We start from the raw sequence: 22,299 nt of genomic DNA on the forward strand, positions 1-22,299 counted from the left end.
CTCAAGCACCCAGCGCGTCGCCGCTGGGACCGGAAGGTTCGGTGAGACCGTTCTGCTCGGCCGCCCACAGGGACAGGATCTCGTAGCCGACGTGGGCGGCGGCGAGGCCGGTCACCTCGGCGTGGTCATAGGCGGGGGCCACCTCGACGATCTCACCGCCGACGACGTTGAGTCCCTGCAGCCCGCGGATCGAGTTGAGCAGTTCGCGGCTCGTCATCCCGCCGGCCTCGGGAGTGCCGGTCCCGGGTGCGGCCGCGGGGTCGAGGACGTCGATGTCGACCGACAGATAGACGGGGGCGTCGCCGAGGCGCCCTCGCATCCGGGCCACGACCTCCTGGACGGAGGTGAACTGATAGTCGTCGCTGCGGACGATCTGGAATCCGAGGACCGCGTCGTCCTCGAGGTCCTTCTTGCCGTACAGCGGTCCGCGAATGCCCACGTGCATGCAGGACTCGAGATCGAGCAGGCCCTCTTCGCTGGCACGGCGGAACGGGGTGCCGTGAGTGTACGGAGCACCGAAGTAGGTGTCCCAGGTGTCGAGGTGGGCGTCGAAGTGCAGGACCGCGATCTTGCCGTGGGTCTTGTGCAGGGAGCGCAGGTTCGGCAGAGCCAGCGTGTGGTCGCCGCCGAGGGTGAGCAGCTTCGCCTCGTCGGCGCGCATCTCATCGGCGGTCTCCTCGACCGTGGAGATGGCCTCTTCGATGTCGAACGGGTTGACGCCCAGGTCACCGCAGTCGGCGACCTGCTGCCAGGTGAACGGGTGGACGTTCGTCGCCTGATTGTAGGGGCGCAGCAGCTTCGAGGACTGTCGGATGTGGGCGGGGCCGAAGCGGGCTCCCGGTCGGTAGCTGACACCTGCGTCGAAGGGGACGCCGAGGATTCTGACGTCGATCTTCTCACCCGGCCGCTGGGCTTCGACTTCGTCGATGCGCGGCAGCAGACCGAAGGTCGGTGGTCCCGCGAAACGCGGCGTCTGGCTGTAATCGGCTGGGCCCAGGGGTTGAGACGACATCGACTCTCCTTCGAAAAGACGGTTGTTGAACTCGGTGGTGAGTGGTTGCCATCAGCCTAGGACGTGGCTCACATCCCACCGATATCCACGACGGATAAATTGAGAGACAAGATATCCACAGTGGATAGGATGGGGTCTATGGTCACATTGGGTCAGCTCTGGGCACGTCAGGAACTCGCTCTCGACGTCGTCGTCGATGCAGCGAATGCCAGGGCTCAGGAGGTCACGATCGTCCATTCTTCGGAGCTGGCCGAGGTCGACGAATGGCTGGCCGGGGGCGAGGTTCTGCTCACGATCGGCGTCGGGCAGGACCTCGGTGGTGACGGCGTGGGCGACTATGTCACCCGCCTCAAACGTGTGGGTGTCCACGCGCTCGGCATCGGCCTCGGCTCCGCGCTGCCATGGCAGACGATCCCAGAGCTGCTCCGCGACGAAGCCGAGGCCCAGGGGCTGGCACTGTTCGGGGTTCCCGAACCGGTTCCGTTCGTGGCTGTCGTCGATGCCTTCACCCGGATGCGCGAGGAGGAGACGGGCCGGGAACTGACTCGGGCCAGCAGCGCGGGACGCCGCTTCGCCACCGACCTCGCGCACCAGGGGCCGGCCGCACTGGTCGGCGATCTGGAGGGAACTCTGGGTGCAGGCGTCCAGTTCGTCTCGCCCACCGGCAGGGGTCTGACCGGGCACGATGCTGGGCCACTGGTGAGACGCGAGCTGATCGCCGAGTCGCTCAAACCCTCCATGGCACCTCGCCTCCTGCGCACCGGGTGGGGTGGCCCCGCCGAGTCGAAGGAGTCGGAGCCGGATCATGGGGAGTCGGGACTCGTCGAGGCCGTGCCCGTCGGCGATGAGCATGTTCGCGGATGGATCCTCGCCCCCGCCGAGGCGGCCGGCAGTCCCCGTACCCGTTCCCTGCTGCTGTCGACCGCTGCAGCACTGCTGAGTCTCAGCATTGCCGAGCAGGTGCCTCGGCGCGTCGAATCACGGCTCTTCGCCACTCCCTTGGAGGTCGGTGAGGCTCGGGTCGAATGGGCGCAGCAGACTGGGCTGGCGCCTGTCCCGCGGGTGAGGTTCACCGTTTTCGGCAATGTGCGCGGTGAGGATGCCGAAGCCCTGATGGGCGATCTCGGGGCGGACACGCTGTTGGCTCGGGCGGGATCGATGCTCGGTGTCATCGAGCCGGACACCAGAGGCGCGGGACATGCCGAATCGGGGACCGAACAGGCGAGTGCGGGACATGCCGAATCGGGGACCGAACACGCGAGTGCGGTCGACCGAGTCGCGGAGGTCACGGGACTCGACAGGCTGTTCGCGAAGACGATCCCGCTCACCCAGATCCATCACACCTGGACGGTGTGGCGGACCCAGCATGAGAGCGCGACCTCGGACGTGCGTGCTCTGCTGTCGTCGATCGACGAAGCGGCGGCTCAGCGGTTCGTCGATCGGGTCCTGGGCACGTTGCTGGCCGCGCGCGACGGGCAGGATCTGCTGCTGACGCTGCGGGCATTCATCGCCGCAGGGGGAGTGCGCGACGCGACCGCAGCGGAGCTGGGCATCCATCGACACACGGTTCGTGCCCGGATGGCGAAGGTCGAAACCCTGCTGGGGCGGGACCTCTCACAGGCAGATTCGGTCCAGGCCGTGGCGCTCGCCTTCGAACTCGCGGAGCTCTGAGTCGGCAGTGCTCAGCCCGAAGCTCTCAGTCGAAATGCCCTGCCCGAAGTCCTTACCGAAAGTCCTTACCCGAAATGCTCTGTCCGGAAAGCGGCGGCGACCGCGAGAACCCGGTCGAGGCCCTCCCTCTCGCCGATGCTGATCCGCACCCCGTCACCGAGGTTGCGCACCGCGACAGCCTGGTCGACGCAGGCGTCCTCGAAGGCCGACGACAGATCGCCAAGTGGCAGCCACACGAAGTTCCCCTGGGCATCGGGGACGTCCCAACCCTGGTCACGCAGGGCGTGGGCGAAATCGTCGCGAACTGCCGCGATCTCCTTCGCCCGCACGTCCACCTCATCGCTGTGGCGCAGCGACTCGAGCGCGGCCGCCTGACTCATGTCGGTGACTCCGAAGGGGATCACCGACTTGAGCAGACCGCTGATCACGGTTTCGCGGGCGATGGCGTAACCGACCCGCAGGCCCGCCAGAGCGTGGGCCTTGGAAAAGGTTCTGACCAGGACGACGTTGGGGTGGTCGGCCACCAGATCGACGCCGCGGACCGCTCCTTCGGCGGTGGCGAACTCCCAGTAGGCCTCATCGAGGGCGACGAGCACATCACCCGGCACCTGTGAGAGGAACTGCCGCACCTCATCGTCGCGAAGAGCGGGGCCGGTCGGATTGTTCGGCGAGCAGAGGATAATGAGTCTGGTTCTGTCGGTGATCGCCGCGGCCATCGCGTCCAGATCGTGTCGGCCGTCCTCGCGCACCGGAACCGCGATCCGCTTCGATCCCGCCAACCCCGTGATCTGGGGATACATCTCGAACGACGGCCAGGGATAGATCGCCTCCGTGGTGGCGTCCGAGGTGATCTGAGTCAGCGCCACGAGCAGTTCGCTGGCACCGGTGGTGACGACGAGCTGATCGATGCTCACGCCGAGGCGGTCGGCCAGTTCTGTGCGCAGAGCCAGCGCCGCATCATCGGGGTAGAAGGCGGGATTCTTCGCATGCGCGATCATGGCGTCGATGACTGCGGGCAGCGGTTCGAGGCTGTTCTCATTCGAGGACAGTTTGAACGGAGTCAGACCTTCGATTCGCTTGGGGGCCTTCCCCGGAACATACGGTGGGAACGTCTCCAGCGAGCTTCGCAGCTGCGGGGTCGTCGGGCCTTCACATGAGGTATCCGGAGAAGTCATGGGCTCATGATTTCACAGTCGACTCACCACGGCTTGTCCGGGGCATTCCGTCCCCCGTCACCGCCGGGCCCCTGCTGCCGCTGCTGACGGTCCGAGTCCTCTCCTCGCTTCTTCAGCTCCTCGCGCTTCTTCTCCTCTTCGGACTTCTCTCCGGATCCATCGGACTTCTCATCGCTCTCATCGGAACCCTGTCCTTGCTCATCGCCCTGCGAGTCGTCCCCGGAATCGCCGTTCTGTTGATCGTCACCGGACGAATCCCCGGACTCTCCGCTGTCGGAACCGTCCTCGGCTTGTGCGCCCTTCTTCTTGTCCTCGACGCGCTCCTTCGCCTCGTCGCTCTTCTGCTTCTCTTCGCTCTTCTCCGGCTGGCATTCCTCGGGGGCGTCCTGCAAGGTCTGCAGCGACTGGTCGTAGAGTTCGTCCGACTGCTCGGGGTCCTGATCGGCAACTTCGTCGGCCAGCTTCTCGTAGACGTAGGAGAGGTTGATCCGCACCGCGCACTCGTCGCGGGTCGGCGTGATCTCCAGGGCGGATTCGAGATCGCTGCGGGCCGGTTCGAAATCACCGATCGCAGCCTGGGCGGTGCCGCGATTGTAGTATCCGATGTGCCGTTGGATCGGGCTGAGCGTGAGGAACGCGCTCGATGCGCTCTTCGCTCCGGGGAAGTCATTCGAGGCATAGCGGACCTGCGACGCCGCGCCGAAGTACGCGGTCACTGCCACGTAGGCGAAGACCAGCAGGAGGACGAAGCCGATGATGAGATTGATGCGGGAGCGCAGTCGCAGCTTCGACCATGTGCGCGCAATCCTGTTCATGGCCGACCTCCTCGGCGTCGTGGTTGGATGGTGCGCAGGCGCAGCAGCTCACGGACTCCGAACACCATCTCGACCGCGATCCATGCGAACACGAGGATCAGGGGGACCCAGAAGTATTCGTCGACGGTGACCCGACCGTCCTTCTTGACAAGGGTCTGGTCATATGTGGGAGCCGTGTACGCGCTCTTCATCGACGCGCTGCCATCACGGTGATGGTATTCGACACCGAGGTCGTTCGCGATCTGTTCGAGATTGGACTCGTCGATCTTCGAGATCCCCGGATTGCCCTGACCATCGCGAATGTAATCGCCGCCGGCGGCGTCGGATCCGCCCGGGTCGTCGGGGTCGCCGAGGCCGGGACCGTCTCCCTGCCCCGCGCCGTAGCCGAAGGGCTCGGGCTCCTTCATCTTCCCACCCTGATCGGTGCCGTAGCCGAACACGCCACCGCTGTCGATGCGGGATGAGAAGGACGACCAGGAGTCCACGGGCGCCTCGGCGGTCTGTTCACCATCGCCGAAGTAGAACACGAGGCTCTTGTTCTCGGGGCGTTCCTCCTGATTGGACTTCATCCGTTTGTCCAGCTCGTCACCGGCCTGGGTGATCGAGGAGCCGTTCGAGTTCAGCGACAGTTCGGGGCTGAGGACATCCACCGCGGAAGCGAACGCCGCATGGTCGGTGGTCAGAGGCATGACCGTCGAGGCGGTGGAGGCGAAGGTGATGATGCTCAGTCTGGTGCCGGGGAACTGTTCCGCCAGCTCCAGCATGTCCTTCTTCACGCCCTCGAGGCGGGTCTTGTCACCGTCGTAGTCCTCGGCGGCCATGGACGTCGTCGTATCGACGAGGAAGTAGACATCGGCGGCCGCCTCGTACTCCTCGGTCGAGGACTTGACGGGGATGCCCGGCCGCGCCAGCGCCAGCGCCAGAACGGCGACGACGCCCATACGGACGAACCATTTCCACCGAGGCCCGTCCCCGCGGATGGCCGGAATGATGCACACGGTCAGCAGGGCGAGGACGAGGAAGCCCCAACCGAACCAGGTGAAGACGGGATCGAACATCATGATTTCGTCCTCCAAGCCAGAACGAAGACACCGGCGAGGCCGAAGACCGCGATCCCGAGGGGAACGGCGGGCATGTCATGGACGATGGTGTAGGAACGGCCCGGGGTGTTCTCGGCCTCCTGACTCTGGATCTCCGCGACGATGCGATCGATCGTCGAAGCCGACCCCATTTCGAACTGCTTGCCTCCCGTGCGGTCGGAGACCGATTCCAACTCCTTGGTCTGCGTGGTCGTGAGCACCGACGGGGGAGAGAGGCTGTAGACCCTGACCTCCGACTCCGCGGCGATGTCGGTGGCTTCGTCGAGCTCGAACAGGGGGTCGCCGGCGAGCATGTTGTCGGTGGCGAAGACGACCGAACGGGAGCGATCCTCGTCCTGGCGATCGAAGTTGTCGACACAGGAGACCAGCCCGTCTCCGATGAGCGAGGAACCGCCGATGTTCGGCGGCGAGGTCGACCACGAGTAGTCCGTGCCTTCGGAGCCCCATGTGCGGAACCCCTCCTCGGCTTCCTCGAGATAGGTCTCGACCATGTCGTAGTCATCGGTGAGGGGGAACGCGGAGACCGCGGTCGAATTGAACACGGTCATCCCGATGCGCTCGCCGTCGAACCGGTCGACGAGTTCCTGATAAGCCTCGAGGAGGTCCGCGTCGTAGCCGAGCATCGAACCGGAGACGTCGAGGCAGAGCATGACGTCACGCAGCTTCTTCTCCGGATTGACGGTCTCGACCCAGGCGGGTCTGGAGATCCCGGCCAGTGTCGACAGCCCGGTGAGAGCGATCACCGCGAGAAAGGCCACCGTCGTGAGCAGGCGCCTGCGCATTGCCCGGCGGAAGCTCGGCAGGCTCGTCATGCGTCCGCTGTGAGCCACGGCCAGCGACGATGCGGTCGCCTTGGGGCGGCGGAAGAAGAAGACCGCGGCGGCCGCGAGGACGAGGAGGATGAGTGCGCCCCACCAGAACATCAGGACCATCGCGCCACCAACTTCCTGGCACCGGCGATCTGTGGTCCCAGATCGCTCGCATCGTCCTCGGCGAATTCCGCCGCGTAGAGGCTCGACAGCGACTCCGCGAGATCGTCGAGGCCGGCCACGGCCGCGTCACGGTAGGTCAGGTGTTCGGCTTTGACGCCCCACGCATCACCGGCAAACTCACGCAGAACCTTCGCCAGTTCACGTGCCGAGTCACGGACATCGGCTTCACCTGCGGCCAACTTCGACTCCACATCGGCGATCCGCGACATATAGGTGCTGCGCACGGGGATGGGGATCCGAGGACGGGACCTGTCGCTCGAACCGGCCGCCGCGCGCACGAGCGGAGCGAAGAGATTGAGGAGGGCGGCCAGCAGAACGACTGAGGCGGCGACATACCACCAGACCGAGATCTGCAGGGGCCCGACGAGCTCAGCGGGGCCCACGGCGGTGCCTCAGCAGGAGAGTGTGGAGTTTGCCCAGTGCCTGGTCGGGGTGGGCCACCTCGGTGTGGGAGATTCCGAGCTTCGACAGCAGGTCGCTGCGTTGCTGGCTGCGCCCCGCCTCGGCGGCAAGGAACTCATTGCGCACGGTCGGGTCGGTCATCACGGACGTGGGCAGGCCGACGTCCGATCGGGAGACGTCGAAGGGCGCCGAGGCGGCCGGCAGTCCCGCCAGGTCCGCGTCGGTGATCGTGATCCACAGGATCTCGTGCTGTGCGCGCAGGCGTTTGATCGTGGCCTCCTCCTTCGGCCCGAGAGGGCCCTGGTCGGAGATGACGACGACGAGCATCCGATGGCTGATGTGGCTGGCGAGCCACTGCAGCTGTTCGTTGACCGAGCCATCTGCCACCGTGCCAGCCTCGGCGAGGATCTGCTGCAGGAGGTTCTCCAGATGGGCCTCGCTGCCCTTGCGCGGGGAGGCGATGCTGCGGTGCGCGCTGCCATGGACGAGCATGACGTCGTCGCCGTGGCGCACCGCGAGGTACCCGGTCATCCCGGCCATGAGGATCGCCAACTGGCGCTTGTCGACCCCGGCCGAGGACACCGCGTCGAAGTTCCGCGAGGAGTCGACGACGAGCGCGAGGATGTGCCTGCGGTGGGCTACATAGCGTTTGACCAGCGGGTTCGAGTGTCGGGCGGTTGCCTTCCAGTCGATATCGCGGATCTCATCACCGGGAATGTAGTCACGCAGGTCGTCGAAGTCGAGGCTGTGGCCGTGGAAGACGGAGGAGTAGTCCCCGTCGAGGAGTCTGCGGGTCCGACGGTGCGCGTGGATGGTCATCCGCGCCTTGATCCGATTGAGCAGAGCAGTCATCGAGGCACCCGATCAGGGAGTGGGTACGGCCATCAGGAGAGAATCGACGACCTGTGCGCTCGTGATGTTCTCGGCTGCGGCTTCGAAGTTGAGTTGGATGCGGTGGGCGAGGACCCGGTGGGCGAGGTCCTTGATGTCCTCGGGGATGACGTAGTTGCGTCCCCGGATCATCGCCAGTGCCCTCCCCGCATTGGTGAAGGCGATCGAGGCACGAGGGCTGGCGCCGTATTCGATGAAAGGTGCCAGACGTCCCAGATACTTCGCGGTGTTCCTCGTCGCGTGGACGAGTTCGACGAGGTATCGGCTGATCGAGGGATCGACGTAGATGGTGCGGGCATAGCTCTGCAGCGTCACCACATCATCGAGATCGCACGAGGGCTTCGGCACCGAGTCGCGATCGAAGACTCCCGAATCGAGACGGGACAGGATCTCCATCTCCTCATTGGGGTTCGGATGGGTGAGGAGATCCTTGATCATGAACCGGTCGAGCTGAGCCTCCGGCAGCTGATAGGTCCCCTCCTGCTCGATCGGGTTCTGTGTGGCCATGACGAGGAACGGGCGGGGAAGTTCGAACCGCTGGCCGCCGATCGTCGTCTGCTTCTCCTGCATCGCCTCGAGCATTGCGGACTGCGTCTTCGCCGACGAGCGGTTGATCTCGTCGAGCAGCACGATGTTGGCATGCACCGGGCCGAGCACCGTATTGAAGGAACCCTCGTGGGCATTGTAGATCTGTGAGCCGATGATGTCGGCCGGCAGCAGATCCGGCGTGCACTGGATGCGGGAGAACCTGCCGTCGACAGCATTGGCCAGGGCCGCGGCCGCTGTCGTCTTGGCCAGGCCGGGAACGCTCTCGAGGAGGAGATGACCGCTGGAGAGAAGGCCGATGAGCAGGCTCTCACGCAGGCGCTGCTGCCCGACGACGAAATGATCCAGATATGACTCCAGCCCACTGAGGATCGATTGTGCGTGGGCGATCTCTTGCGTGTTGGCGGGTGCCGTTGCCGTCATTGGGTGGGAGCCTCTCGAATCTCAACTGGCTGACAGAACAAGCATATGGGCTGACCCTGACATGCGGCTGGACTCTCTCGTGTCAGTACCGACACATATCCTTCGAAGACAGGCCGAAATCAGGCACAGACGGCACGAATCGGTGTCAGGAGGAAGGTGCGAACGATGATGGAATCCACTTGAATGGTCCGATGGAAGGGACCGACGTGACACGCCGACGAAACGCCCACAAGTGAAATTTTTACCTGTGGACAAGTGTTGAAAAGAGTGTCGGGCAGCGCAGTCGGAAACATGATCTCAGCCGCAGGGGCCAGTGTCCTCGCAGGTGATCGAACTACACCGGTGTCACTCATGACCTGTGGATGACTGTGGACCGTTTGGACACAGGTTGTGGATGGCCGAAACAACACTGGAGTGACACTGGATATAGGGGTAGAGTCGGACCCGAACACAACATCTAGTGGTCATCGCCGGGCATGATCTGCGTGATTTTTGTCATCGCGGAGCTCGTGGAACCGGCGCGGACGTACCGTGAAATCTAAGCCGCAGCGCAGAATTGAGGAGTCGCAATGATCACCGTGTACACCAAGCCAGCTTGCGTCCAGTGCAATGCCACCTACCGTGCGCTCGATGCCAAGGGGCTGAAGTATAAATCGGTCGATCTCAGTGTCGATGAGAACGCCCTGGACGTCGTCAAGGCCATGGGCTACATGCAGGCTCCCGTCGTCGTCACCGACAACGACCACTGGTCAGGTTTCCGTCCGGACAAGATCGCCGCATTGGCCGGAGAGCAGACGACGGCGTCCGTCGTGGCCTGAAATGCTCCTGGTCTACTACTCGAGCAGCTCCGAGTACACCGACCGCTTCGTCAGTAAGCTTCGACACCCCTCGCGTCGACTGCCGCTGCTGACAAAGGACGAGACGCTGAATATCGACGAACCGTTCGTCCTCGTGACTCCCACCTATGGGGCAGGACCCAATAAAGGGGCCGTGCCCAAACAGGTGATCAAGTTTCTCAATATCGAATCAAATCGTCGCCATCTCGTTGGCGTCGTCGGAGCCGGAAACACCAATTTCGGCGAAGAATACTGTCGCGCGGCACACAAGGTCGCCGCGAAATGTCATGTACCCGTGCTGTACCGTGTCGAACTCCTCGGGACCCCAGAGGATGTCGAAGCAGTGAATTTAGGATTGGACAAACTGTGCGCGAGCTCGCTGAAGACCGCAATGTAGAAGACATCATCCGCGAAGAGACGGATCTTGACTACCATGCGCTCAATGCCATGCTGAACTTGTACGACGATGACGGTCGAATTCAGTTTGAGCGTGACAAACAGGCTGCCAGGCAGTATTTCCTGCAGCATGTCAACAACAACACCGTCTTCTTCCATGATCTCAAGGAGAAGCTCGACTACCTCGTCGAGAAGGACTACTACGAACCCGAAGTCCTCGACCAGTACTCCTTCGAATTCATCGAAGCCCTCTCGAAGCGCGCGTACGGGCAGAAGTTCCGGTTCCAGACCTTCCTCGGCGCCTTCAAGTTCTACACCTCGTACACGCTGAAGACCTTCGACGGCAAACGCTACCTCGAGCGCTTCGAAGACCGTGTCGTCATGGTCGCGCTGTTCCTGGCTCGCGGTGATGAGACGCTGGCCACCCAGCTCGTCGACGAGATCATCACCGGGCGCTTCCAGCCGGCCACGCCGACTTTCCTCAACGCCGGAAAGAAGCAGCGCGGTGAGCTCGTCTCCTGTTTCCTGCTGCGCATCGAAGACAACATGGAATCGATCGGCCGGTCCATCAACTCCGCGCTGCAGCTGTCCAAGCGCGGCGGCGGTGTCGCCTTCGCACTGACCAACATCCGTGAGTCGGGTGCACCGATCAAGAAGATCGAGAACCAGTCCTCGGGCGTCATTCCGGTCATGAAGCTGCTCGAAGACTCCTTCTCCTACGCCAACCAGCTGGGGGCACGTCAGGGTGCCGGTGCCGTCTACATCCACGCCCATCACCCCGACATCTACAACTTCCTCGACACCAAGCGCGAGAACGCCGATGAGAAGATCCGGATCAAGACGCTGTCACTGGGCGTCGTCATCCCGGACATCACCTTCGACCTGGCCAAGCGCAACGAGGATATGTACCTCTTCAGCCCCTACGACGTCGAACGCGTCTACGGTGTTCCGTTCTCCGACATCAACGTCACGGACAAGTACGAAGAGTTGGTCGACAACGCCGCCATCAAGAAGAAGAAGATCAACGCTCGCGAGTTCTTCCAGACCTTGGCGGAGATCCAGTTCGAGTCCGGTTACCCGTACGTCATGTTCGAGGACACGGTCAACAAGGCCAACCCGATCGACGGCAAGATCATCATGTCCAACCTGTGCTCCGAGATCCTGCAGGTCTCCGAGCCCAGCCAGTATGACTCCGATCTCGGCTACGACGTCGTCGGCAAGGACATCTCCTGCAACCTCGGCTCGCTCAACATCGCCCTCACGATGGACTCGGAGAACTTCGGCCGGACCATCGAAACCGCGATTCGCGGACTGACCGCGGTCGCGGAGACCTCCGACATCCAGTCGGTTCCCTCGATCGCCCGCGGCAATGACATGTCGCATGCGATCGGCCTCGGACAGATGAACCTCCACGGCTATCTGGCTCGTGAACACGTCTACTACGGTTCCGATGAGGGACTCGACTTCACGAACATGTACTTCTACACCGTCGCCTACCACTGTGTTCGGGCGTCGATGGAGATCGCGAAGGAGCGCAAGTCCGCCTTCGCCGGATTCGAGCGCTCGAAGTACGCCAGCGGCGAATACTTCGACAAGTACACCGACGAAGTGTGGGAACCGCGCACTCAGCGGGTGCAGGAGCTGTTCGCCGAGGCGGGAGTCCGGATCCCGACACAGGACGATTGGCGCGAGCTGAAGGCTGCAGTTGCCGAGCACGGCATCTACAACCAGAACCTGCAGGCCGTTCCGCCGACCGGTTCGATCTCGTACATCAACAATTCGACCTCGTCGATCCACCCGGTGGCCTCGAAGATCGAGATCCGCAAAGAAGGCAAGATCGGGCGGGTGTACTACCCGGCTCCCTTCATGAGCAACGACAATCTCGAGTACTACCAGGATGCGTACGAGATCGGCTACGAGAAGATCATCGACACCTATGCCGAGGCCACGAAGCACGTGGATCAGGGGCTGTCGTTGACCTTGTTCTTCATGGACACCGCGACGACCCGTGATATCAACAAGGCGCAGATCTACGCTTGGCGCAAAGGCATCAAGACCATCTACTACATCCGGTTGCGGCAGCTGGCGCTGCAGGGCACCGAGGTCGATGGCTGCGTGTCCTGCATGCTGTGACCGTTGAGTTCAGCGGGCCGGGGACAACCGGCCCGCTGAACTCGTGGCCCGGTGCCGGTGTCGCTGACGGTACCGGGCGCGAAGCAATCTTTGTCTGCTGGGCGGACCATACGTACGCAAGGCGTACCTGCAACTGGGAAGAGAGATGGAAACGTTGGAGAACCTGACTTTGGCCTCGCATGTCGACGCCATCAACTGGAACCGTGTCGTCGACCCTGTCGACGACGAGGTCTGGGATCGCCTGACCGGGAACTTCTGGTTGCCGGAGAAGGTGCCGTTGAGCAATGACGTCCAGTCCTGGGCGACACTGACCGAGGAGGAGAAGACCCTGACGATGCGGGTCTTCACCGGCCTGACCCTCCTCGACACCATTCAGGGCACCGTCGGTGCGATCTCGCTGATTCCGGATGCGGTGACTCCCCACGAGGAAGCTGTGATGACGAACATCGCGTTCATGGAGAGCGTGCACGCGAAGTCCTATTCGTCGATCTTCTCGACCCTGTGCTCGACGAAGGAGATCGACGAGGCGTTCCGCTGGTCGCGGGAGAACACCTACCTGCAGGCCAAGGCCGACATCATCCTCAGCTATTACCGTGGAGATGACCCGCTCAAGCGCAAGGTCGCCTCCACTCTGTTGGAGTCGTTCCTCTTCTACTCGGGCTTCTATCTGCCCATGTACTGGTCGGCGCATGCGAAGCTGACGAATACGGCGGACCTCATCCGCCTCATCATCCGTGACGAGGCGGTCCACGGGTACTACATCGGCTACAAGTACCAGAAGGGTCTGGAATCCCAGTCCGAAGAGCGCAAGCAGGAGCTCAAGGACTACACCATGAACCTCATGTTCGAGCTCTACGAGAACGAGGTCTCCTACACCCATGAGCTCTACGACTCGGTTGGGCTGGCGGAGGACTGCAAGATGTTCCTCCACTACAACGCCAACAAGGCCCTGATGAATCTCGGGTACGAAGCGATGTTCCCGAAGGAGGTCACCAAGGTCAACCCGGCTATCCTCGCGGCACTCTCGCCCAACAGCGACGAGAACCACGACTTCTTCTCCGGTTCGGGTTCGTCCTACGTCATCGGCAAGGCCGAGAACACCGAGGACGACGACTGGGACTTCTGAGGCCAGGACTGGGGACTGCGTCTCCGGCCCGATCACGAACAGCCTGATATGCGAATGGGCGGGCCTACCGAACCGAACGGTTCGGTAGGCCCGCCCATTCCGTCTCCAGATCCGCCACGGTGCGGCGTGCGCCGAGTGATGTCACCCCAGCAGCATCAGCTGAACAGTGTCTCCCCGCCACGGTGCGGAGCCTGTCGAACCGTGTGGGGCAGCAACGCCTACTCAGCAGTCGTCTCAACAGCGTCTGTCGGACAGCCTCAGCCAGACTCTCTCACCGCACGAGCCGAGGCGACGTCGTCGACGATGACGGCGATGTGCTGCATGCTGGCAATGAGCGACCCGTAGAGGGGCCAGGAACGTTCCGGGAGACCCTTGTCGTTGGCCAGGCTCACCGACAGCTGCTCGAGCCGATTGAAGATCGGATCGACCTCGGCATCGGGGTCGGCGATGGCCCGCCCGGCGTCGCGCACGACGGAGGTCCACTGTTCTCGGAATCGATTGTCCCAGTCGCCGGTTTCGTACGTTGCCTCCCGCAGCGTGCGCGTCAGATGACGCAGATGAGAGATGGCTTCGTCCACCCGCTGCAGGATGTCCTCGTAGCTGGCTTCCTCGACGGAGTCCTCGGAATCGTGTGGTTGGCCCGATGGTCCGCGTCGTCGGCGCAGGCGGTCGCGCGGATTTGCCCTCTGGCTCTCGCGAGCGAACCTGACCGACTGCCAGGCGGAGCTGAGCTCCTGGCTCATCGATTCTGTCTCTTGGAACCAGTCATCGGCCTTCGCGGTGTCCCAGTCGGTGTCGAGCTCATCGGCGACGTCGACCAACATGTCGCCCATGCGGCGGTTGATGCTGTCGACATACCGTGAGGCCTGTTGGTCCCTCAGCGGTGGAATGACGAGGAGATTGACGATGATGCCGACGACGATGCCCAGAGACAGCTCAAGGATGCGCTCGGGAAGAAGCGGCGCCTGACTGTCGAAGCCGCTGCCGAGGATGAAGATCGCTGTCGTCGCGATTGCCACACCTTCATCGCGAATCCACGGAAGACGGGCTGCGGCGAGCCCGACCAAGATAGCCAGAGCGAAGGTCCAGACACTGACGCCGAGGTAGTTGCCGATAATGAACGACAGTGCGACGCCCACGGCCGAGGCGATCGTCGACTGGGCACCGCGCGAGAGCGAGCGGTGCACGGTGGCATGAACTGTCAGCAGCGCCGTCCACGGCGCCAGGAACGGCATCTCCGAATTGATAAGACTGTCCGACACCCACCAGGCACCGGTGGCTGCGATGACGCTTTTGAGGATCTGAAGCAGGTCAGTGACGACATCCGGCCGCCTGGCCAGTAGCGATACGTGCTGTTGCTGCGTGCTCTCCGGCAATGGTCGTCCTTTCGGACAGAGTAGGTGGAGCTTTCACCCTACATGCAGCGATAGGTGGGAGGGGCATCGGGAATGGTGCGTCTCGACCACGTTCGCGGCAGTGCCGCTCATACGCAGGTGTCGGTCAGAGCGTTGCCACAGCGCCGGGTCGGTCGCGCCAGAGGTCAGCCCAGCGACGCAGTCCTCGACCCCGTCGCCGATGGAATGATGCTCACGCTCAGAAAGTGTCGACAACTGTGGTGAACTCACGGCAACCTCAATTTCAGCCCGATTCCATGCTGTACGAGGAGTGCTGGACGCGGAGTGTCGTACGAGACATTGAGCAATGAAAACGCCCGACATTCCCGCCGGCAGAACCGGCGAAATGTCGGGCAACGGTCAGCCCGTCATCATCCTTGCCCTGCTTAAAACCCAGCAGAGTCGTAGAATGTGACGGACAACGGCGGATCAGGCCGCCAGCGGCGTGGTCTCACGCAGCGAAGTACCGGTGAACAGCACGGTACGTCCGGTGGAATCACTGATGGTGATCTCTCCGGGCTTCCGGGCGCTGATCGTCGGGTCGATCAGTCCTGCATGCTCGACGGCACGCTGGACCCACTGTGGGAACTGAGTCATCGTTCCCTCCTTTCATCATGTGTCATTGAATCGCCGGCGTCTACGCCAGTGATTCAATTCGTGTTGAGTCGGTGACGGGGTAGTCACCTGATGGCGTCGTCTGCCGACCGAGGAAGTCGGAGGCTCACCATCTGAGCTTCACCGTGGTGTGGGTTGATCCTTCACGGTGTGGGGGATCCGCATTCGGAAGAGACACAGTGTCCGTGGGATTTCATCTGCAACGCGAACCTGATTCTGCGACTGTCGTCATGAGCGACATGTCGTCGTAGTCGATTGTGCAGGTTCGATGAAGCCGGACTGCTTCGAATGCAAGTCAACAGCTTAACCAGGTTCGGTGAACAAAGTCAAAACAGCGCACAATGCCGCTGGATGTGCTGAGGAGGAGCCGAGCTCACCGTCGCCAGATCCGCAACCAGATGACCAGTGCCGCGAGAAGCAGCACCAGCCCTGCGGCCAGCATGCCGATCGGCAGGAGTTCCTGGGAAGAGAAGCCGAGAACAGTCGCTGAGGACTCGTCCGCGGCGTCGGCCGCAGAGCCTGCGCCATCGCCGGAGTCCATGTCGGTGCCGACCGACGCGGGCCCGTCTGCGCCGGCATCGCTTCCGCTGGCCGAGGCGGTCGGGTCGGAGCTTTCCGTGACGGTCTGGCCGACGGGGACCGTCTGGAGAGACTCGGGATCCTTCTGGGCGAAATCCCATTCGAGCAGATCGATTGCGGCCTGCCGGGAATTGTTGTCGATGCCCAGCATCGTCGCGACCACACGGTGACCGTCGCGTTCGGCCACGGCCACATAGGAACCCTTGGCTTGGCGCGTGAACCCGTTCTTCAGGCCCAGTCCGCCATCGACCTGCCCGACGACTTTCGTGTGGTTCTGAATCGGATATCCCTTGAATTTCTCTTTCGTGACAGGGTTATTGCCGCCCGGGAACTCATAGGTCTCGGTGCCGATGACGTCCATCAGGTAGTCGTTTTCACACACAGCCCAGGCCAGCTTCATCATGTCAGAGACCGTCGTGTACTGGTTCTCGTCGTCCAAGCCGGAGGTGTTGGCCGCCTGAGTGTTCGTCATGCCCAGTTCCTGAGCCTTCTCGTTCATCAGAGCAACGGCCTTCTCCTGCCCGCCCGCGGCTCGTCCGAGTGCGTTCGCGGCGTCGTTGGCGCTGGACATGAGCATCGCGTGGAAGAGCAGATCGACGGTGTATTCGTTCTTCTGCATGAGACCGACTTTCGTGCCGTCGATCTCCATGTCCGCGAACTTCGCTTCGACCTTCTGCTTGGGGTCGTCGAGCACATCGACAAGAGCAAGAGCGGTCAGGAGCTTGATCGTCGACGCCGGTGCATGTTTCTTGTCGATGTCATGCGCAACCTGGAGTTCGCCCGTGTCGAGGTCTCCCACCAGCCACGCTGTGCCCACCGGCTGTGGAGGCGTCGCTCCATCGCCGAGATCGGCGGGCGTTTCGTAGACCTTCTCCTGCTTATCGTCCGGCGCGGAGGTCGCAAGCGATACCGCGGGGGAGAGGACCAGCTGAGCGCCGATGAGCATGAGCGCGAGAGCGGCGCTGATGATGAGGCGCATCCCTAGCCACAGCCTACGCGGGAGCAACGCAGCAGGCGTCGGAGAACCAGGAAGGTGGAAACGCATGCGCCCCAGTCTACGACGGTGGAGAATCGAGAGCATTCAGCAAATTCAGTGCAATTGAGCACAGTGTTTCGACAGACCTGGACCATGCACCCGGACGCCGGATATGCGGAACGTCAAAGACGGCCGTGCACGAAAAGTGCACGGCCGCCTCGGCGATGTGGGATGGTCCTATCCCTTCGGCTACCTGAACCTGCATAAGCACTGCGTGTGCGGCGGGCTATTGCCGGTTCGGGTAGCCGGTGGTGGGATCAGAATGCGCGCTGCAGAATCGCCTGCTTCACCTCGGCGATGGCCTTGGTCACCTCGATGCCACGCGGGCAGGCCTCGGTGCAGTTGAAGGTGGTGCGGCAGCGCCACACGCCCTCCTTGTCGTTGAGAACCTCCAGGCGCATGTCTCCGCCCTCGTCACGCGAATCGAAGATGAAACGGTGCGCGTTGACGATGGCCGCGGGACCAAAGTACTGTCCATCGGTCCAGAACACGGGGCACGACGAGGTGCACGCTGCGCAGAGGATGCACTTGGTGGTGTCGTCGAAGGCCTCGCGCTCCTCGGCTGACTGCAGGCGCTCACGCGTCGGCTCGTGGCCGGAGGTGATGAGGAACGGCATGACCTCGCGGTAGGACTGGAAGAACGGTTCCATGTCGACGATGAGGTCCTTCTCGAGAGGAAGACCCTTGATCGCCTCGACGGTGATCGTCTTGTTCGTGTCAAGATCCTTGAGCAGGGTCTTGCAGGCCAGACGGTTGCGACCGTTGATGCGCATGGCATCGGAGCCGCACACGCCGTGGGCGCAGGAGCGTCGGAAGGACAGCGAACCGTCGATCTCCCACTTGATCTTGTGCAGGGCGTCCAACACACGGTCGGTGCCCTGCATCGTAACGTTGTACTCCTCCCAGTGCGCCTCTTCGTCCGCCTCGGGATCGAAGCGAGCGATCTGGACGGTGCAGTCGAACGACGGGATCGAGCCGCTGTCGCCGGCGACGTGATCCGGCAGGTCGATCTTGGAAGCGGGCTCCGGGGTGGTTGTTTCGGTGCTCATCAGTACTTACGCTCCATCGGCTGGTAACGGGTGACGATGACGGGCTTCGTCTCCAGACGCATGCCCTTGATGCCGTCGGTCTCGGAATCAGGATCGAGGTACGTCATCGTGTGATGCATGAATCCATCGTCGTCACGATCCGGGAAGTCCTCTCGGAAGTGCCCACCGCGTGATTCCTTGCGGTGGATGGCGGCGACGGAGATGACCTCGGCGAGTTCGAGCAGGAAGTTCAGCTCGACTGCTTCGAGGAGGTCGAGGTTGAAGCGCCTGCCGCGGTCCTGGATGCCGACGTTGTTGTAACGTTCGCGCAGCTTCGCGATCTCGTCGAGCGCTTCGCGCAGGGTCTCATCGGTGCGGAAGACCTGGACCTTGGCGTCCATGAGCTCCTGCAGATCTTTGCGGATGGCACCGATGCGTTCGGTGCCGTCTGAAGTGCGCATCTTCTCGAGCAGTGCGACGGTGTCGTTCTCGGCAGCCTCGGGCAACTCGACGAAGTCGGCCGTCTGGGAGTACTCCGCGGCGGCGATGCCGGCGCGTTTGCCGAAGACGTTGATGTCGAGCAGGGAGTTCGTGCCCAGGCGGTTCGAGCCGTGCACGGACACGCAGGCGACCTCACCGGCGGCGTAGAGACCGGGGATGACGTTGTCGTTGTCCGCGAGCACCTCGGCACCGACGTTGGTCGGGATGCCGCCCATGGCGTAGTGCGCGGTCGGGAAGACCGGCACGGGCTCCGTATAGGGCTCCACACCGAGGTAGGTGCGGGCGAACTCGGTGATGTCGGGCAGCTTCGCATCGATGTGTGCGGGTTCGAGGTGGGTCAGGTCGAGCAGGACGTAGTCCTTGTTCGGGCCGCAGCCGCGGCCTTCGCGGACCTCATTGGCCATGGAACGGGCCACGATGTCACGCGGAGCGAGGTCCTTGATCGTCGGGGCGTAGCGCTCCATGAAGCGCTCACCCTCGGAGTTGCGCAGGATCGCGCCTTCACCGCGGGCGGCCTCGGAGAGCAGGATGCCCAGACCGGCCAGACCGGTCGGGTGGAACTGGAAGAACTCCATGTCCTCGAGCGGGATGCCCCGGTTGTAGGCCACGGCCATGCCGTCACCGGTGAGGGTGTGCGCGTTCGAGGTGGTCTTGAAGACCTTGCCCACTCCGCCTGTCGCGAAGACGACCGACTTGGCCTGGAACAGGTGGATCTCGCCGGTGGCCAGTTCGTAGGCGACGACGCCGGCCGGACGGCGGACCCCGTCGACCTCGGTCATGGCCAGGTCGAGGACGTAGAACTCGTTGTAGAACTCGACGCCTTGCTTGACGCAGTTCTGGTACAGAGTCTGGAGGATCATGTGACCGGTGCGGTCGGCCGCGTAGCAGGAGCGGCGGACCGGGGACTTGCCGTGGTCGCGGGTGTGGCCACCGAAGCGACGCTGATCGATCCGGCCTTCGGGGGTGCGGTTGAACGGCAGCCCCATCTTCTCGAGGTCGAGGACGGCGTCGATGGCTTCTTTGGCCATCACCTCGGCGGCGTCCTGGTCGACCAGGTAGTCACCGCCCTTGACGGTGTCGAAGGTGTGCCACTCCCAGTTGTCCTCTTCCACGTTCGCCAGTGCGGCGCACATGCCGCCCTGTGCCGCACCCGTGTGCGAACGGGTGGGATAGAGCTTGGTCAGGACTGCGGTCCGGGCGCGCTGGCCCGATTCGATCGCTGCGCGCATCCCGGCGCCACCGGCACCGACGATGACGACGTCGTATTGGTGTACCTGCATGTTTCTCCTTCTATGCGGCCGAGCAGAACGACGCCAGCAGTGCGGGGTCGGCTCCGGCCGGGCAGGGATCGAATGTGAAGATGACGAGCGTGCCGAGCACGATGACGATGACCGAGGCGATGTAGAGGATCAGCTGGAGGGCCATGCGGGTGCCGGGCTTCTCGGCGTAGTCAATGATGATGGTGCGCAGGCCGTTGGTGCCGTGCAGCATCGCCAACCACAGCATCAGCAGATCCCAGATCTGCCAGAACGGGCTGGCCCATTTGCCGGCTACGAATCCGAAGTCGATGGCCTGGACGCCTTCCCCCGCCCACAGGTTCACGAAGAGATGACCGAAGATGAGGATGACGAGGATGACGCCCGAGACGCGCATGAACAGCCACGCGAACATCTCGAACTTCGAACTCGATGACTTGTGCCGCGAGTAACCGGTGCGCGGAGCCGGGATCGATGTTGTGCTCATGTCAGCCTCCGAACGTATGCATCAGCTGGCGGGGCACGAAAGCGATCATGATGATGAGCCATACGATGATGACTCCCCAGAACAGCTTCTTCTGATTTTTCGGTCCACTCTTCGAGAAGTCGACGAGAATGACGCGAAGGCCGTTGAACGCATGGAATGCGATCGCGGCAACGAGAGCGATCTCGCCGATGGCCATGAACGGAGTCTTGTAGGTTCCGATCACGGCGTTGTAGGCCTCGGGCGAGACGCGGACGAGTGCAGTATCGAGCACGTGGACCAAAAGGAAGAAGAAGATTCCGACGCCTGTGACGCGATGCGCGACCCAGGACCACATTCCTTCGTTTCCTCGGTACAGAGTGCCCGTAGACGCTTTGGCCACGGAGCATCCTCCATCTTGAATTAATCGACTGTGTACATCAAGAAACTACGCCGAACGCCGCCTGGTTGCCAGTCGAGCCACGCCTGAGCGTGGTGGATCACATTAAGTTCCTGGCAGTTCCCTCATAGTCGTGAATTTCGGATACGACGAAATTCAATTACCGAACAATGATATGCCCTAAATATTCTGCTCTCGTCGCTGACCAGGTCCATCGACAGCTTCGCCGAGGTGGACGGCGGGCCTATCGCGCCCGTGCCCCGGGTGCGTGGGATGCAGATGGCCGGACGATGAATTCCGGATCTCCCCACCCCGACACGGCGGACAACATCGACGAGAGCATGCCCGAACTTTGAGACACTGAAAGCGTGAACACCCACTTCCACGCCATCATCCCCGCAGGCGGGTCCGGCACCCGGCTCTGGCCGCTGTCGCGCAAGGCCTCCCCGAAGTTCCTCCACGACGTGCTCGGGACGGGCAGGAGCCTGATCCAGTCCACCTGGGATCGCGTCGCACCGATCGTGGGGCCCGGCAACGTCTGGGTCGTGACCGGTGAGAGCCACTTCGAGCAGGTCGCCGAACAGCTTCCCGAAATGTTTCCGCACAAGATCGTCTCCGAGCCCTCGCCGAAGGACTCGGCCGCGGCCATCGGACTCGCGACCATGCTCATCGCCAAGGAGGACCCCGATGCGATCGTCGGCTCGTTCTCCGCCGACCACTCGATCACGAACGTCGACGAATTCCGAATGGTCATCGACCAGGCCTGCGTCGCCGCCGAGACCGGCGACATCGTCACCGTCGGAATCATGCCACGCAGCCCCGCCACCGCATACGGCTACATCGAGACCGGCGATCTGCTCGGCCTCGACGGTGCGCCGACGGCCCGCCGCGCCATGGCCTTCGCCGAGAAGCCCGCCGCGAGCACGGCCCGCACGTACGTCGACTCCGGTCGCTACCGCTGGAACGCGGGCATGTTCATCGCCAAGGCCCAGGCACTGCTCGAGGTGCTCGAGGCTGAGGACCCGCCCCTGTTCGTCGGCCTCTCGCGCATCGCCGAAGCGTGGGGGACCGATGCCCAGGCGGAGGTGCTCGCCGAGGTGTGGCCCGGTTTGGAGAAGCGCGCCATCGACTACGTCGTGGCCGAACCCGCCGCCGCGGCCGGCCGTGTCATCGTCATTCCCGGCGACTTCGGCTGGGACGATGTCGGCGACTTCGATTCGGTGGCCCGTCTGCGCCAGCCGGTGCCCGGCGAGCCCCGCGGGGTCATCTCGATCGGCGGCAGCTGCGAGCTGCTCGAGGTCGACGCCTCCGGGGTCGTCTTCTCCGAATCCGAGCAGCCGCGCACGGTCGCCATCGTCGGCCTCGACGACCTTGTCGTCGTCGACACCGAGGACGTCCTGCTCATCACCTCCCGGTCTCATGCGCAGGATGTGAAGAAGGCGGTCTCGGCCGCCGGCGAACGCGGACTCGACGACCTGTTGTAATTCGGGTCCGACGTAGCTGGGCGCC

At 63.1% G+C, this 22,299-nt stretch carries 21 protein-coding genes; 6 read left to right on the plus strand and 15 right to left on the minus strand.

Going from position 1 to position 22,299, the window contains the following annotated elements:
* Position 1: 1 nt before the first annotated feature.
* Positions 2-1,012 carry an agmatinase gene (gene speB / locus BKA07_RS08565; protein WP_167950534.1) on the minus strand — a complete coding sequence of 337 codons (1,011 nt, stop codon included), beginning with the start codon at positions 1,010-1,012 and terminating at the stop codon, positions 2-4.
* Between the two features lie 138 nt (positions 1,013-1,150).
* Here speB and BKA07_RS08570 point away from each other — a divergent pair, with 138 nt between their 5' ends.
* On the plus strand, positions 1,151-2,683 hold the full coding sequence (locus BKA07_RS08570) for a PucR family transcriptional regulator (RefSeq protein WP_167950535.1): 1,533 nt from the start codon (positions 1,151-1,153) through the stop codon (positions 2,681-2,683).
* A gap of 65 nt (positions 2,684-2,748) precedes the next feature.
* Here BKA07_RS08570 and BKA07_RS08575 read toward each other — a convergent pair whose 3' ends face one another.
* The 7 genes from BKA07_RS08575 to BKA07_RS08605 are packed head-to-tail and all read right to left on the minus strand — an operon-like array spanning position 2,749 to position 9,027.
* Positions 2,749-3,858 (minus strand): histidinol-phosphate transaminase, encoded by a 1,110-nt coding sequence (locus tag BKA07_RS08575; protein ID WP_167950536.1) that lies wholly within the window; start codon positions 3,856-3,858, stop codon positions 2,749-2,751.
* 23 nt (positions 3,859-3,881) lie between these two features.
* Positions 3,882-4,673, minus strand: coding sequence for a hypothetical protein (locus BKA07_RS08580; protein ID WP_167950537.1), 792 nt, complete (start codon positions 4,671-4,673; stop codon positions 3,882-3,884).
* A complete protein-coding gene (locus BKA07_RS08585) occupies positions 4,670-5,734 on the minus strand; it encodes a vWA domain-containing protein (RefSeq protein WP_167950538.1) in 1,065 nt (354 codons plus the stop codon). The genes BKA07_RS08580 and BKA07_RS08585 overlap by 4 nt, the downstream gene beginning before the upstream one ends.
* Positions 5,731-6,705, minus strand: coding sequence for a vWA domain-containing protein (locus BKA07_RS08590; RefSeq protein WP_167950539.1), 975 nt, complete (start codon positions 6,703-6,705; stop codon positions 5,731-5,733). The genes BKA07_RS08585 and BKA07_RS08590 overlap by 4 nt, the downstream gene beginning before the upstream one ends.
* Entirely contained in the window at positions 6,696-7,148 is a 453-nt protein-coding gene (locus BKA07_RS08595; RefSeq protein WP_167950540.1) for a hypothetical protein, read from the minus strand. Before BKA07_RS08595 ends, BKA07_RS08590 begins: the two co-directional genes overlap by 10 nt.
* Positions 7,135-8,019, minus strand: a complete 885-nt coding sequence (locus BKA07_RS08600; RefSeq protein ID WP_167950541.1) for a DUF58 domain-containing protein — start codon at positions 8,017-8,019, stop codon at positions 7,135-7,137. The genes BKA07_RS08595 and BKA07_RS08600 overlap by 14 nt, the downstream gene beginning before the upstream one ends.
* A 12-nt stretch (positions 8,020-8,031) precedes the next feature.
* Positions 8,032-9,027, minus strand: a complete 996-nt coding sequence (locus BKA07_RS08605; RefSeq protein ID WP_167950542.1) for an AAA family ATPase — start codon at positions 9,025-9,027, stop codon at positions 8,032-8,034.
* Positions 9,028-9,596: 569 nt separating this feature from the next.
* Here BKA07_RS08605 and nrdH point away from each other — a divergent pair.
* The 4 genes from nrdH (at position 9,597) to nrdF (ending at position 13,518) form a co-directional block, all read left to right on the plus strand.
* On the plus strand, positions 9,597-9,845 hold the full coding sequence (gene nrdH / locus BKA07_RS08610) for a glutaredoxin-like protein NrdH (protein WP_167950543.1): 249 nt from the start codon (positions 9,597-9,599) through the stop codon (positions 9,843-9,845).
* A 1-nt stretch (position 9,846) separates the two neighbouring features.
* Complete coding sequence (gene nrdI / locus BKA07_RS08615; protein WP_167950544.1) at positions 9,847-10,260, plus strand: class Ib ribonucleoside-diphosphate reductase assembly flavoprotein NrdI; 414 nt, start codon at positions 9,847-9,849, stop codon at positions 10,258-10,260.
* A 5-nt stretch (positions 10,261-10,265) separates the two neighbouring features.
* The gene (gene nrdE, locus BKA07_RS08620; RefSeq protein WP_167953026.1) at positions 10,266-12,392 is read left to right on the plus strand and encodes a class 1b ribonucleoside-diphosphate reductase subunit alpha; all 2,127 of its coding nucleotides are present in this window, start codon (positions 10,266-10,268) and stop codon (positions 12,390-12,392) included.
* Positions 12,393-12,537: 145 nt separating this feature from the next.
* Positions 12,538-13,518: a class 1b ribonucleoside-diphosphate reductase subunit beta gene (gene nrdF, locus BKA07_RS08625; protein ID WP_167950545.1), complete on the plus strand. Its 981-nt coding sequence runs from the start codon at positions 12,538-12,540 to the stop codon at positions 13,516-13,518.
* A 257-nt stretch (positions 13,519-13,775) separates the two neighbouring features.
* Here the strand turns inward: nrdF and BKA07_RS08630 are convergent, their stop codons facing one another.
* The 7 genes from BKA07_RS08630 to sdhC form a co-directional block, all read right to left on the minus strand.
* Complete coding sequence (locus BKA07_RS08630) at positions 13,776-14,894, minus strand: FUSC family protein (protein ID WP_245161893.1); 1,119 nt, start codon at positions 14,892-14,894, stop codon at positions 13,776-13,778.
* Between the two features lie 447 nt (positions 14,895-15,341).
* Positions 15,342-15,509 carry a hypothetical protein gene (locus tag BKA07_RS08635; RefSeq protein WP_167950546.1) on the minus strand — a complete coding sequence of 56 codons (168 nt, stop codon included), beginning with the start codon at positions 15,507-15,509 and terminating at the stop codon, positions 15,342-15,344.
* 391 nt (positions 15,510-15,900) lie between these two features.
* Positions 15,901-17,085, minus strand: a complete 1,185-nt coding sequence (locus BKA07_RS08640; RefSeq protein WP_167950547.1) for a D-alanyl-D-alanine carboxypeptidase family protein — start codon at positions 17,083-17,085, stop codon at positions 15,901-15,903.
* A 314-nt stretch (positions 17,086-17,399) separates the two neighbouring features.
* Positions 17,400-18,191: a succinate dehydrogenase iron-sulfur subunit gene (locus tag BKA07_RS08645; RefSeq protein WP_167950548.1), complete on the minus strand. Its 792-nt coding sequence runs from the start codon at positions 18,189-18,191 to the stop codon at positions 17,400-17,402.
* Positions 18,191-19,951, minus strand: a complete 1,761-nt coding sequence (sdhA, locus tag BKA07_RS08650; RefSeq protein WP_167950549.1) for a succinate dehydrogenase flavoprotein subunit — start codon at positions 19,949-19,951, stop codon at positions 18,191-18,193. The genes BKA07_RS08645 and sdhA overlap by 1 nt, the downstream gene beginning before the upstream one ends.
* Positions 19,952-19,961: 10 nt before the next feature.
* The gene (locus tag BKA07_RS08655; RefSeq protein ID WP_167950550.1) at positions 19,962-20,414 is read right to left on the minus strand and encodes a succinate dehydrogenase hydrophobic membrane anchor subunit; all 453 of its coding nucleotides are present in this window, start codon (positions 20,412-20,414) and stop codon (positions 19,962-19,964) included.
* Between the two features lies 1 nt (position 20,415).
* Entirely contained in the window at positions 20,416-20,793 is a 378-nt protein-coding gene (gene sdhC / locus BKA07_RS08660) for a succinate dehydrogenase, cytochrome b556 subunit (RefSeq protein ID WP_167950551.1), read from the minus strand.
* Between the two features lie 365 nt (positions 20,794-21,158).
* Here sdhC and BKA07_RS08665 point away from each other — a divergent pair, with 365 nt between their 5' ends.
* Positions 21,159-22,274, plus strand: coding sequence for a sugar phosphate nucleotidyltransferase (locus tag BKA07_RS08665; RefSeq protein WP_167950552.1), 1,116 nt, complete (start codon positions 21,159-21,161; stop codon positions 22,272-22,274).
* The last annotated feature ends 25 nt before the right edge of the window (positions 22,275-22,299 follow it).

The organism is Brevibacterium marinum, from assembly GCF_011927955.1.
Taxonomy (GTDB): Bacteria; Actinomycetota; Actinomycetes; order Actinomycetales; family Brevibacteriaceae; genus Brevibacterium; species Brevibacterium marinum.

What these genes read in the sequence shown, in the direction of transcription:
- speB (WP_167950534.1), bottom strand. Translation starts at nt 1,012, where the DNA reads ATGTCGTCTCAACCCCTGGGCCCAGCCGATTACAGCCAGACGCCGCGT.
- BKA07_RS08570 (WP_167950535.1), top strand. Translation starts at nt 1,151, where the DNA reads ATGGTCACATTGGGTCAGCTCTGGGCACGTCAGGAACTCGCTCTCGAC.
- BKA07_RS08575 (WP_167950536.1), bottom strand. Translation starts at nt 3,858, where the DNA reads ATGACTTCTCCGGATACCTCATGTGAAGGCCCGACGACCCCGCAGCTG.
- BKA07_RS08580 (WP_167950537.1), bottom strand. Translation starts at nt 4,673, where the DNA reads ATGAACAGGATTGCGCGCACATGGTCGAAGCTGCGACTGCGCTCCCGC.
- BKA07_RS08585 (WP_167950538.1), bottom strand. Translation starts at nt 5,734, where the DNA reads ATGATGTTCGATCCCGTCTTCACCTGGTTCGGTTGGGGCTTCCTCGTC.
- BKA07_RS08590 (WP_167950539.1), bottom strand. Translation starts at nt 6,705, where the DNA reads ATGGTCCTGATGTTCTGGTGGGGCGCACTCATCCTCCTCGTCCTCGCG.
- BKA07_RS08600 (WP_167950541.1), bottom strand. Translation starts at nt 8,019, where the DNA reads ATGACTGCTCTGCTCAATCGGATCAAGGCGCGGATGACCATCCACGCG.
- BKA07_RS08605 (WP_167950542.1), bottom strand. Translation starts at nt 9,027, where the DNA reads ATGACGGCAACGGCACCCGCCAACACGCAAGAGATCGCCCACGCACAA.
- nrdH (WP_167950543.1), top strand. Translation starts at nt 9,597, where the DNA reads ATGATCACCGTGTACACCAAGCCAGCTTGCGTCCAGTGCAATGCCACC.
- nrdI (WP_167950544.1), top strand. Translation starts at nt 9,847, where the DNA reads ATGCTCCTGGTCTACTACTCGAGCAGCTCCGAGTACACCGACCGCTTC.
- nrdF (WP_167950545.1), top strand. Translation starts at nt 12,538, where the DNA reads ATGGAAACGTTGGAGAACCTGACTTTGGCCTCGCATGTCGACGCCATC.
- BKA07_RS08635 (WP_167950546.1), bottom strand. Translation starts at nt 15,509, where the DNA reads ATGACTCAGTTCCCACAGTGGGTCCAGCGTGCCGTCGAGCATGCAGGA.
- BKA07_RS08640 (WP_167950547.1), bottom strand. Translation starts at nt 17,085, where the DNA reads ATGCGCCTCATCATCAGCGCCGCTCTCGCGCTCATGCTCATCGGCGCT.
- BKA07_RS08645 (WP_167950548.1), bottom strand. Translation starts at nt 18,191, where the DNA reads ATGAGCACCGAAACAACCACCCCGGAGCCCGCTTCCAAGATCGACCTG.
- sdhA (WP_167950549.1), bottom strand. Translation starts at nt 19,951, where the DNA reads ATGCAGGTACACCAATACGACGTCGTCATCGTCGGTGCCGGTGGCGCC.
- BKA07_RS08655 (WP_167950550.1), bottom strand. Translation starts at nt 20,414, where the DNA reads ATGAGCACAACATCGATCCCGGCTCCGCGCACCGGTTACTCGCGGCAC.